The 11,527-nt window shown below is 65.7% G+C and carries 8 protein-coding genes and 1 pseudogene; all 9 read right to left on the reverse strand.

What is annotated here, in order from left to right:
• Positions 1-731: pseudogene (locus EO156_RS22065) on the reverse strand (flagellar hook-length control protein FliK); the annotation flags it as partial.
• Positions 728-1,183: a flagellar export protein FliJ gene (gene fliJ, locus EO156_RS22070; protein ID WP_005918178.1), complete on the reverse strand. Its 456-nt coding sequence runs from the start codon at positions 1,181-1,183 to the stop codon at positions 728-730. The pseudogene EO156_RS22065 and the gene fliJ, both read right to left, overlap by 4 nt.
• A gap of 3 nt (positions 1,184-1,186) precedes the next feature.
• Positions 1,187-2,563, reverse strand: coding sequence for a FliI/YscN family ATPase (locus EO156_RS22075; protein ID WP_005918170.1), 1,377 nt, complete (start codon positions 2,561-2,563; stop codon positions 1,187-1,189).
• Positions 2,560-3,180 carry a FliH/SctL family protein gene (locus EO156_RS22080; RefSeq protein WP_016850279.1) on the reverse strand — a complete coding sequence of 207 codons (621 nt, stop codon included), beginning with the start codon at positions 3,178-3,180 and terminating at the stop codon, positions 2,560-2,562. The genes EO156_RS22075 and EO156_RS22080 overlap by 4 nt, the downstream gene beginning before the upstream one ends.
• Positions 3,177-4,166, reverse strand: a complete 990-nt coding sequence (fliG, locus tag EO156_RS22085; protein WP_005918162.1) for a flagellar motor switch protein FliG — start codon at positions 4,164-4,166, stop codon at positions 3,177-3,179. The genes EO156_RS22080 and fliG overlap by 4 nt, the downstream gene beginning before the upstream one ends.
• A gap of 10 nt (positions 4,167-4,176) precedes the next feature.
• A complete protein-coding gene (gene fliF, locus EO156_RS22090; protein ID WP_005921334.1) occupies positions 4,177-5,901 on the reverse strand; it encodes a flagellar basal-body MS-ring/collar protein FliF in 1,725 nt (574 codons plus the stop codon).
• Between the two features lie 13 nt (positions 5,902-5,914).
• Positions 5,915-6,286: a flagellar hook-basal body complex protein FliE gene (gene fliE, locus EO156_RS22095; RefSeq protein WP_005918157.1), complete on the reverse strand. Its 372-nt coding sequence runs from the start codon at positions 6,284-6,286 to the stop codon at positions 5,915-5,917.
• 334 nt (positions 6,287-6,620) lie between these two features.
• Positions 6,621-10,145, reverse strand: coding sequence for a glycosyltransferase (locus tag EO156_RS22100; RefSeq protein WP_078585887.1), 3,525 nt, complete (start codon positions 10,143-10,145; stop codon positions 6,621-6,623).
• On the reverse strand, positions 10,142-11,512 hold the full coding sequence (locus tag EO156_RS22105) for a polysaccharide pyruvyl transferase family protein (RefSeq protein WP_016848714.1): 1,371 nt from the start codon (positions 11,510-11,512) through the stop codon (positions 10,142-10,144). Before EO156_RS22105 ends, EO156_RS22100 begins: the two co-directional genes overlap by 4 nt.
• Positions 11,513-11,527: the final 15 nt, after the last annotated feature.

Raw genomic sequence — 11,527 nt, forward strand, 5'->3', positions numbered from 1 at the left:
ATCAACGCGGCGGTCTGCGCGTCGCCGCTCACGGCGGTGGTCGAAGTCGGCTTGGCGCCTGCGACGGCGGCCGGCACCAGCGCTCCCAGCGCGGGCAGGGCGGTGCCAGCGTTTGAAGTGGCGGCGGCTGCGGTTGCATCGGTGGGCAGTGCGGTGGCCGTCGCGGTAGCGCCGTTGGCACCGGCCATGCTGGCCGTCAGTGCCGCCGCTGCGGCCGCCAGCACATCGCCACCCGGCAGCGCCTGTGCCAGCAGGCCCATGCCGAAGCCACCCAGCCCAGCCGGCGGCCAGCCGGCATCGGTCGCGGTAGCTGTCTCTGCGGGCGCGTCTTCGCTGGTAGCGGCGGCCCTGGCGGGTTTGCCCGTCTTGGTGGCAGTGGCCGCCGTGCTCTTATCGGTCGTTGCCGCGTCCTTGGCGGTAGTTGGCTTGGCCTGCTTGGCATCGCCGTCCTGCGCCCGTGGCCGGGCAGTGGCATCGCCGGCCGCATCGTCGCGGGTGTCCTCGTCGCTGCGGTTCTTGTCGGACTGGTTGGGCTTGGGCGCGGACTGCTTGGCAGGCACGCGTTCGGGTGCCTGCGGCGGGGCCTGGTTCGGCGTGTTGGCCGGATTGAGCATGCGCGCAAACTGGTCCTGGCCTGCGTCCGGTTCGGACGACGGGTCGCTGTAGCTGGATTTCTTGCCGGTGCCGGCAAGCGCACCAAGGCCGGCGGCGAAGGCGGACAAGGGATTCATGCGGATTCTCCGTGGGTGTCTTGGCTGCGGGCCAGGCGCGAACGACGCGCGCCGAGATCGTCCATCTCACGCTGGTCGCGGCGTTCGATCACTTTGTTTTCCTGGGCGCGGTAGCTGGCGGCCAATTGCTCCAGCACCTGCTTCTCGCGGCTGGCCAGCAGCAGGCGGGTGCGCTCGGCTTCGACCTTGGCGATATTGCTTTGCACGGTCTGCGCCTGCTGCAGCACGGCGCTGTCCAGCCGGTCCAGGAAGGCGCGGCGGTTGCTCAGCGCCACCGCGCTGGTGCCGGCCATCTGGCTGTTGGCGTATTCCTCGGCGTAGCGGCGCAATTCTTCCAGGCGCGACTGGTGGGTTTCCAGGACGCGCTGGCGCTCGGCCAGATCGCGGGCGACCTTGTCTTCCTGTTCCTGCGCGCGGCGCAGCAGTGGGTCGATCCGTTTGGACTGCATCATGGATTAGTTCTCGGGTTCGACCAGTTGTTGCAGGGCGGACAGGCTGTCGCTCAGGAGCGAGGCCTTATGCACGTCCTGGCCGAGGAATTCGACGATCTCCGGCCAGCGCGCCAGCGCTTCGTCGGTGGCCGGGTCGCTGCCGCGCTGGTAGGCGCCGATGGCGATCAGGTCGCGGTTGGCGGTGTAGGCCGAAAGCAGCCGCTTGAGCTTGCGGATGCGCAGGCGCCAGGTGTCGTCGGCGATGTCCTGCACCACGCGGCTGACCGAGGATTCCAGGTCGATGGCCGGATACAGGCCGCTGTCGGCGACCCGACGCGAGAGCAGGATGTGGCCGTCGAGAATGGCGCGGGCGGCGTCGGCGATCGGGTCCTGCGGGTCGTCGCCTTCGGTCAGCACGGTGTAGAAGGCGGTGATCGAACCGCGGCCCTTGGCGCCGTTGCCGGCACGTTCCACCAGCGCCGGCAATTTGGCGAACACCGACGGTGGGTAGCCGCGGGTGGTCGGCGGCTCGCCGACCGACAGGCCGATCTCGCGCTGCGCCTGGGCGAAGCGGGTCAGCGAATCCATCAGCAGCAGCACGTTCAAGCCCTGGTCGCGGAACCATTCGGCGATGGCGGTAGCGCGGTAGGCGCCATGCAGGCGTGCCAATGGCGGGCGGTCGGCCGGCGCCGCCACGACCACGGCGCGGCGCAGGCCTTCTTCGCCCAGGGTGGTTTCGACGAAATCGCGTACTTCGCGGCCACGTTCGCCGATCAGCCCGACCACGATGACGTCGGCCGAGGTGAAGCGGGTCATCATGCCCAGCAGCGTCGATTTACCGACACCGGAGCCGGCGAACAGGCCCACGCGCTGGCCGCGGCCGATCGGCAGCATGGCGTTGATGGCGCGCACGCCGACGTCCAGCGAGGTGGTGATGGGTTCGCGCGCCAGCGGGTTGATCGACACGCCCGCCATGCCGATGCTGCCTTCGGCGCGGATCGGGCCCTTGCCGTCCAGCGGGGTGCCGTCGCTGTCGATGACGCGGCCGAGCAGGCCTTCGCCCACTTCCACGCCGCCGCGGCGCCGCGAGGGCACCACGCGCGCATTCGGCAGCAGGCCATGCAGTTCGGCGCTGGGCATCAGGTAGGTCCGTTCGCCGGCGAAGCCGACCACTTCGGCATCGACCCAGCCGCCATCGACCTCGACCTTGCAGGTGGCGCCCATCGGCGCCTCGCAGCCGGTCGCTTCCAGGGTCAGGCCGACCGCGCGGCGCAGGATGCCTTCGCGGATCAGGGTGCGGCCGGCGGTGGGCTCCAGGCCGAGGGTGCCCAGGCGCGTGGCCAGGCGCAGATTGCGTGCATCCAGCCAATCGGCCGGGGTGGCGCCGAACAGGGCGCTCACAGACCCGCTCCGGATTTGCGCATGACCGTCTCCAGCGCGGCTCGCAGGCGCGCGTCCAGGGTGCCGTCGATGCGCACGCTTTCGGCATGCACACGCAGGTCGCCGCGGCTCAGGCTCGTGTCCGGGGCCACGCGGGTGGTGCTGCTGGGCGCCAGATGCGGCAGCAGCGCGGTGATGTCGTCCGGGTGCAGGCGGACTTCGACTTCGCGGCCGGCACCGCCAACCGCATCGACTGCCTCGCCGACCAGGTCGGCCAGCAGCTGCGGGTCGGCCTGGTAGGCACGGCCGACCAGCTGGCCGGCGATGCGCACGGCCAATTCGCCGAGCGCGCCGACCACTTCGTTCTCCAGCCGCGCCAGCGGGCGGGTGAAGTTGTCCAGGATGCCGTCGATCTGCGCGGTCAGGCGGCGCACTTCGGACTGGCCCTGGGCAAAGCCTTCGGCATGGCCGCGCGCGAAGCCTTCCTGCTGGGCGGCGTCCTCGATCGCCTGGATCTCTTCCAGGGTCGGCGGGCGCAGCACCGGCTCGAGCATGGCCGGTTCTTCGTAGTCCGGTTCGGGCAGGGCCGGGGCAAGCTGCAGGTCCGGGGCCAGCCAGCGGGTGACCACCTCGTTCATACCATGGCCTCCGCACCGGCGCCGCCCAGGCTGATGGCGCCCTCGTCAGCCAGGCGGCGGACGATGGTGAGGATTTCCTTCTGTGCCGCTTCCACGTCTGCAAGGCGCACCGGGCCGCGCGCTTCCATGTCCTCGAGCAGGATTTCGGCCGCGCGCTGGGACATGTTGCGGGTGATCTTTTCGCGCACCTTGACGTCGGCGCCGCGCAAGGCCAGCCCCAGGCGCTCGCCGGAGACTTCGCGCAGCAGCGTCTGCAGGCCGCGGTCGTCCAGGTCCACCAGGTTGTCGAACACGAACATCAGGTCCTGGATCTTGCCGGCCAGGTCGGCGTCGATCTTGCCGATCTCGCCCAGCACGCCCTGATCGGCGCCGGTGTCCAGGAAGTTGAGGATGTTGGCCGCCACCTTGATGCCGCCCACGTTGGACGACTTCAGGTTCTGGTTGCCGGCGAATTGACGCTCCATGATGTCGTTGAGCTCGCTCAGCGCATTCGGCGGAATGCCGTCCAGGGTGGCGATACGCAGCAGCACGTCGGCGCGGGTGCGCTCGGGCAGCAGCTTCAGCGCCTCGGCGGCCTGGTCGCTGTCCAGATGCGCCATGACGATGGCGATGATCTGCGGGTGTTCGTTGCGCACCAGGTCGGCAACCGCACGCGGGTCCATCCACTTCAAGGTGTCCAGGCCGGTGGTGTTGCGGCCCAGCAGGATGCGGTCGATCAGGCCACCGGCCTTGTCGGCGCCCAGCGCCTGGATCAGCACATTGCGGATGTAGTCGTCGGCGCCCACGCCCAGCGAGGTCTTGCCCGCCAGTTCGCCGTTGAACTCGTCCATCACCTTTTCGACCTGGTCGCGCGAGATGCCGGTCATGGTGGCCATGGCGATGCCGATCTTCTGCACCTCCTTGGGATCCATGTGCTTGAGCACTTCGGCCGCGTCGCTCTCACCCAGCGACAGCAACAGCACCGCGGCGCGCTGTACTCCGGTCATCGGTTGTGTATCAGGCTTCACTGGCGACCCATCCCTTCACGACTTGTGCGACACGTTTTGAATCGGCTTTGACTGCCTCGCGCGCCAGGCGCATGCGCTCTTCGTAGGCGTCTGGCAGAGCGATCGGGGTCTTTTTGTCCTGACCGATCTGCGCGGTGTCTTCTTCCAGGCGGGGCATCAGGTCGTCATCGTCGTCGACCATCCGCACGTCGGCGCTCTGTGGAGTGCCATCCTTGCCAGCCTTGCCTTGCTTGTCCTTGACCGCGGTCACGCCGGTGAGCTGACGCAGGGTGGGGCGCACCACACCGAACAGCAGCGCCAGCACCACCACCGCACCGACCAGCAGGCGCAGACCGTTCTGCACGCGCGGATCTTCCCACCACTTCGGACCTTCTTCACCAGCCACCGCTTCGCGCACGAACGGGGCATTCATCACCGACACCGTGTCGCCGCGTGCCGCGTCGAAACCCACTGCCTGCTTGACCAGGCCTTCGATACGGGTGAGCTCGGCGGCGGTGAGCGGCTGTTCGACCATCTTGCCCTTGGCGCCGGGGCGCGGGACGTTGTCCAGCAGCACCGCCACCGAGACGCGCTTGATGCGACCGGCCGGCTGGCGGGTGTGTTGCAAGGTTCGGTCCAATTCGTAGTTACGGGTGGCGCTCTTGGAACTTTCGGTCGGCGTGGCCGGGGCGGCGGCCTGGCCGTTGGCCGCCGCCGCAGTGCCCGGCGCGCCGGCGACTGCCGGTGCCGGCGGCTGGCCGGGGCTATTGCTGGTGGCGCCCGGAGGGCCCTGCGGGCCGGTAGCGCTGGTGCTGGTGTCGCTGACCTGCTCGCTGCGAAGCTTGGCCGGCTCGCCGTTGTAGAGCTCGCGGGCCTCTTCGACCACCGAGAAATCCATGTCCACGCTGGTTTCCGGATTGACCCGGCCCGGGCCGGTCATCGGCTCCAGCAGTTCGCGGATGCGCTGGTTGTAGGAGCTTTCCTGGCGGCGCACCTGTTCGAACTGGGCAGCGTGCTGGGCCGCATCGCTGTTCGGGTCGGCGATGGAGAGCATGCGGCCGCTCTGGTCGACCACGGTGACGCGTTCGGGGGTCATGTCCGGAATGCTGGAGGCCACCAGATTGACGATGGCATCGACCTGGTTGCGCTCCAGGCCCTGGCCGCCGCGTAGTTCCAGCACCACCGAGGCGCTGGCCACATCGCGCTGGCGGGTGAAGGCGCTGGGCTTGGGAATGGCCAGGTGCACACGGGCCTCGCGCACCGGGCGCAGGGTGCCGATGGTGCGCGAGAGTTCGGTTTCCAGCGCGTGCTGGTAGCGGGCGTTTTCCACGAACTGGCTGACGCCGAAGCCCGGGTCCTTTTCCATCAGTTCGAAGCCGCCGCCGGTTTCCTTGCCGGTCAGGCCGGAGCCGGCCAGCTTGAGGCGGGCGTCGTACAGACGGTCCTGCGGCACCGAAATGGCGCCGGTGCCCTGGTCGATCTTGTAGGGAATCTGCGCGGTGCGCAGCAGGTCGGCCGCTTCGGCATTGCCCTTTTCGTCCAGGCCGGTGTACAGCGATTGATAGCCAGGCTTCTGCGACCAGAAGAACACCGCCAGACCGGCCGCGACCGCCAGGGCGATCATCGCCATCATGGTCAGCTTGCGGGTGATCTGCAGGCTGCGGACACGGTCGAACCATTGCCCCGCCTTTTCGGCGTTCTGGTTCATGTTTTCTTTGCTGATCGCGAGTGCCATGTGTCGTCAACCTTTACAGCGGCATGTTCATGACGTCCTGATAAGCCTGGACGAGACGGTTGCGGACTTCCACGGTGGCGCGGAAGGCCACCTGGGACTGCTGGGAGGCGACCATGACCCGAGCCAGATCGGCATTGGGGTCGCCCATTTCGAATGCTTTGGACAGTGCGCCGGCCTTCTGCTGGGCCTCGTTGACGCCGCCGATGGCGCCGCGCAAGGTCTCGCTGAAGCTCGGTGCCTGCGTCGCCGGTGTTCCCTGCGTGCCGGCCAGTCCCTGGATCTGGTTGCCACGCGCCGCATCGCCTACCGCGCCCATCGAGCCTTGGCCCATCTGCGTCTGGTAGCTGCGGATCTGCGAGAGGATGGAGGTAACGGAGTCGCTCATGGGTGCGGTCAGCCAGGGAGGCAGTGACACCAATGCAAGCGGCGTGCCGAAATGGCGCCGGGATTCCGGCGCGGGTACGTTTCTGTCGCGCCTTTCGTGGTCGGGGCGCAGCGTGATGGCCCCCATCCGCCCTTCGGGCACCTTCCCCCGCAGGCGGGGGAAGGGAGCCGGTGGATGGCCAGTTGCAGTGCAACCCACAGATCACGTGCAGCCGGGCTTTTGCAGTACACCCTGAAAATCAAGCGCACCCAGGCTTTCCTTCTCCCGCTAGCGGGAGAAGGTGGCGCGCAGCGCCGGATGAGGGCAACACCGTCAGAGCCAGCGTAACCGCGCGCTAGCCCGGCAACCAGGCGGCGCGCCAGGTATCCAGATGGCTGCCGCTCAACATCCAGTCGCGGTGCACCGCCTCGCGCAACGCTGCGCCTTTCGCCGCTGACGCGTCCGGGTCGGCCAGATGCTCGCGAATGGCGCCGATCCAGTCGCGGTAGCGGTTCTTCACCAGCGTCACCGGCAGGCTGCCCTGGTAGCAGCGCACGTCGCTGGCGATCACCGGATACCCGCAGGCCCCATATTCGAGCAAGCGCAGATTGCTCTTGCACTCGTTGAACAGGTTTTGCTCCACCGGTGCCAGCGCCAGATCCAGGTCCAATGCTGCCAGCGCGGCCGGGTAGCGGTCGATCGGCACGCCGGGCTGGAAGTGATGGATGTGCTGGCGCAGCGCGAATGGGTACATCCCCATGAACACCCATTCCACTTCGTCGGCCAATTCCCGCACCACATCGGCGATCAGCTCCAGGTCGCCGGTATGGCTGGCGCCGCCGGCCCAACCCACCCGCGGCTTGCCACCCTGGCGCTCGCCTCGCGCCGGCAGATGTTCCCACCAATGGGGCGGCAGGCGGTTTTCGGCCACCCGGATATCGCTGTGCAACCCGGCGAACGCCTCGGCCAGGGCAGGGGTGGACACCACGAAACGGTCCACCATGCTGAGCCCGCGCCGCATCGTCTTCAGGATGTCCTTGGGCATGTGCTCGCGATGCGCGTTCTTCAGCGGCAGATTGGGCAGGTAGTCGTCCAGTTCGTACACCTTGAACGCGCGCGACAACGCCTTCATCCGCCGCATGGCGTCCAGCCGCGCTTCGCCGACCTGGCGTTGCAGGATCACCACGTCCGGATCCTGGCGCGCCAGCTCGCTGATCTCCAGGTAGCCGTTGAACAGCACCCCTTCGGCCATTCCAGCCTCCCGCAAGGCACGCAGCGGCTGGATCACCCGATAGTGGCCGCAGCCTTCGATATCGGCCGGCAACGCGATCACGCTCGGCAGCGGTCGCCACGACTGCAGCGGCCGCCAGCTCGCGCGCGGGTCGGCCAGCGCGAAGCCGGCACCGGGGTCCAGCGAAAATCCCGGGTTATAAGCTGGGTCGTTGGCCATCATCGGCAGCCACCGCGCGTACATCGCTTCCTCGTCGAGTGACGTGGCGGGCGTGGTGTCGGGCGGATCGATCAACAGCTGCGCACGTGCCGCGAAGACATTGAGATAGCCGGCCTGCTGCAAGCGCAGGCACAGGTCGACATCGCTCCACTGCGCCAGCGCCGGCTCCAGGTCGAAGCCGCCTGCGTCCACAAACAGCTGGCGCGGCAGCATCAGGCATTCGCCACTCAACGCGCTGTAGTTCTGGTCCAGTTGCAGACGCTGCAGATAGCCCGATTCATCGAATGCCGCACCTTCGAACGCGCGCGCTGCAGGTGTCCCCAGGCCCAGTAGCAGTCCGGCGTGATGCACGGTGCCGTCGCCGCGCAGCAGCTTGCCCGCAACCGCACCGACCTCCGGGCGCAGCGCGTGGTTGAGCAATTGCTCCAGCCAATCGGCCTTCATCACCGCCGCACCCGCTGCTAGCCACAACACCACCTCCCCACGTGCGTGCTCCACCGCGGCATTGCATACCGCCTCACGCGGTGGTTCGGCGGCAAAGCGCAGCACGCGAATCTGCTGCATGCCCAGATTCTCGATGCCGCTCAGCCAGCCATGCAGATCCGGCTCGGTGGTGCCGCGATCCAGCAGCAACACCTCGTAATGCGGATAGCTGGTCTTGGCAAGAATGCTTTCCAGGCAGCGCTGCACCTGCGGCAGCCGGCCATCGACCAGCACCATGATGCTCACCAGCGGTTGCTGCGCATGGCGGTAGTCCACCGCATGCCGGCCGGGACCGGCGCTGTGCACCACGGCGTCCACGTAACCGCGTTCGGCGAGATGGCGCGCAATCGCCCGGCGTTCGTCTTCGTCGTCGTGCTGCGGCGTGGCCGATGCGATCAGGATGGGTTCTGCAATATGACGGATGCAGGCCAACCCGTAACGCTCGATCAGGCCGAGCTGGTAATCCAGCTCGAATGCCGCGCCGGGCCCGGTGGGAAAACCGCCATCGGCCAACAGCGCGCGGTGCCGGAACGCCCAGTGCCGCGAAAGCGTCGCCGGTGCGCTCAACAGCATGTCCAGATACAGCGCCGGCCGCAGCGCCAGCCCCAACTGTCCGTTGTCCAGCGCCATCACTTCATCTGCGTAGACGGCTTGGCAGTCGTCGGGTAACGCCAGCATTTCCAGCGCCAGCATCATCAACCCGCTGGCAGTGAACAGGCTACCGGCATCGACCAGCAGCACCCAATCGATCGCATCCTGTGCGGCGATCACCCGGTTGAGCGTTGCTGCCAGGCCATGCGCCTGGATCAGCACACCACGCTCGCCGTGCGCGGCAACCTGCTGCGGCGAGCTGCTGACGACCCAGGTTCGATGCTGTTGATAGCAAGCGACCGCCTCCAGGCTGTCGCGCGTCGCAGCGACCGCTGCGGCATCGCCGTGACGGTCGATCAGCAGCACCGCGATGCGCGGCCCGCCGGAATGCGCCCGCAGGCGCGCCTGGATCAATGCACGTTGCACCGTGCTCGGATGGCGCACGCCCAGCCAGGTCGTCGGCGACACGCGCTCGGCCATGCCGGCGCTTTGCATCAACGCATTGACCAGATCCACCGGCTTGAACACGCGCGCCTTGTGCGGACTGAGCGGGGCCACGCGCACCTGCCGGTTATCGCCGCTCTCGCGTCGCCAGCCGAGCTGGCGGATGCCCTGGCGCAAGTCTTCATGCCCCTGATCGCCGATGCCGGGCTGGTCGCGCCCCCCTTGACTGAACTGCGCACTGGAGACCCGAAACTGCGTGAGCGGGCTGGCCAGCATCGCCAGGTTGCCGTGGCGCAGCAGCTTGACGTAGATCGCCAGATCGCCGACCCAATGGATGGCCTTGCCGTTCAAGGCCATCAGGTCGTTGCCCAACGCCAACAGATCCGCACGCCGCGCGAGCACGCAACTCGGCTCACCGATGAAATTGATGGTGTGGTCGGCCAGAAACGACACCAGCTCCGGCCCGTCGATCAGCACGTCGTCGGCAAACGGGAAGCAGGTGGCCAGAATGTCCGGCAGCGGCTGCCCGTCGTCATCGATGCGCACCCGTCGCGACGATGCCATCGCCGTGCCCGGGTTGCGCTCGATCGCCTCGACCAACTGCGCAATGCAATCGGACTGCAGCACATCGTCGTCATGCAGGAACTTGATGTACTCGCCCTGCGCTAGGCCAATCCCCTTGATCGTGCTGACCAGCTCGCCAAGCCGCGGCGTATTGCGGTGGTAGCGAACGGGGAAGGGCGCATCCGCCAACCTGGACGCCAGCGCAGCCTCAATGGCGCCATCGGCATTGTCGTCGCAGATCACCAGCTCCAACGCCGGATAGGTCTGCGCCAGCACGCTCTCCAGCGCCTGCGCGAAGTAGCGCGGCTTGTAGGTCGGCATGACGATGCTGACAAGATTCGGTGTCACTTTGCTTCACCCGAAAACCGGCTGAGGTATTCCAGATACTCCTTGCGCGTCAGCCCAGGATAGCGCCGTCTTAGGAGTTGGAATTTATCTACCAAGCGCCGAGACATCTCTCCGCCGTGCTCTCTCCGGACAACAAGTTCGCGGTCCAGATTCTCTACCAGTTCGGTGTAGGCCTCATGTAGCTCAGCTGCAACTGACGGGCTAGTGCTCTTCTTCAGATTCGGAAATTCAAAGCACGGTCTCTCATGAGATACCGTGCAAGGCGTAAGGCCAACTGCGTCGAGGAAATCAAGAAATTCCTTATGCAAAGCAGGGTAAGCGTTGTTCATTTCCGAGAGGTCGAGGTTCTCGAAAACTTCACGGATGTTGCTTCGACTGTGAAGGCTCGGGTCATAGGGGATGCGGAGGTATTCGCAAGTTTCCCTGGCCCTTGAATCCGGATTGGTCACGATGGCGGGAACGCCGCTATTGATCGACAGGATTCCGGAGTGAAGCCGGGTTCCAATCGTGAGGCAATGGTCGTTGCTTTTGAAGAACTCGGTCCACTGCCTGTAATCCGAGAAAAATTCTAATCGTCCAGCCATGGCCTTGGCCAATAGTTGGAAGGATGTAGGTATTTCGTTGAGGTTGAAAGGTTGCGCTGTGATGTTGGAAGTCGGCGGCAGTGCTTTCTCAAGGTACAGCAAGTTGATGAAATATAGTTCATCCTGCAATAGATGGGATGTCCGCGGCAGCCCAGAATTGAAAAATGTGGCGGTAGTGATGACCTTATCCGCATTCCATGGTTTTTTGTGCAGAGTCCGGATAGGTCCGTTCTCGAAGTAGCTCGGGCATCCAATTACCTTGACGTTCTTTATGTCGAGGCTATTCAAGATCTCGGCGGAATAATATCCGCGAACACCAATCAACTTGGACTTTTCGGAAAGAAGGGAGAAAAAACGCTTCTGATTGGGGCTTAAGCGCTTGGCCAAGCCCGGGTCGTAGCCGTTGAATGAGTTCGCGCAAAGGCTCACCGGTACAACCGGGATCATGATTTTTTCGAGAAAGTGCGTAATTCGCTCAATGGGAAGGCCCGAGAAGTCCTCCCGGATGTCATCCTTCATGGTCCAGACGAGATGCGAGTACTTTGCATTGATCTCTTCTGCAAGTTGATCGGATAGCGTTGCTTCCAGTGCATTGGAAATGTGGTCAAGCTTCACCGGGCGCCCAAACAGCGCCTTCAAAAAACCATAGGCGATGTAGCCGTTGCCGATGTTCTGGCCTCTGATATTGTCTTGGGACGGCCCCATGCCTTTCAGGAAATCCGAGATCTCCAGAGATTCAGGAAGGGCTGAGTTGAAAAGGAAAATCTTGCTGGCGTCGGTCATCTCTCTATATTCTCC

Origin of the sequence: Xanthomonas sp. DAR33341 (genome assembly GCF_003992815.1) — a bacterium.
Classification (GTDB): domain Bacteria; phylum Pseudomonadota; class Gammaproteobacteria; order Xanthomonadales; family Xanthomonadaceae; genus Xanthomonas; species Xanthomonas cissicola.

Excerpts from the sequence above, each read along its gene's own strand:
- fliJ (WP_005918178.1), bottom strand. The coding sequence starts at position 1,183 with ATGATGCAGTCCAAACGGATCGACCCACTGCTGCGCCGCGCGCAGGAA.
- EO156_RS22080 (WP_016850279.1), bottom strand. The coding sequence starts at position 3,180 with ATGAACGAGGTGGTCACCCGCTGGCTGGCCCCGGACCTGCAGCTTGCC.
- fliG (WP_005918162.1), bottom strand. The coding sequence starts at position 4,166 with ATGACCGGAGTACAGCGCGCCGCGGTGCTGTTGCTGTCGCTGGGTGAG.
- fliF (WP_005921334.1), bottom strand. The coding sequence starts at position 5,901 with ATGGCACTCGCGATCAGCAAAGAAAACATGAACCAGAACGCCGAAAAG.
- fliE (WP_005918157.1), bottom strand. The coding sequence starts at position 6,286 with ATGAGCGACTCCGTTACCTCCATCCTCTCGCAGATCCGCAGCTACCAG.
- EO156_RS22105 (WP_016848714.1), bottom strand. The coding sequence starts at position 11,512 with ATGACCGACGCCAGCAAGATTTTCCTTTTCAACTCAGCCCTTCCTGAA.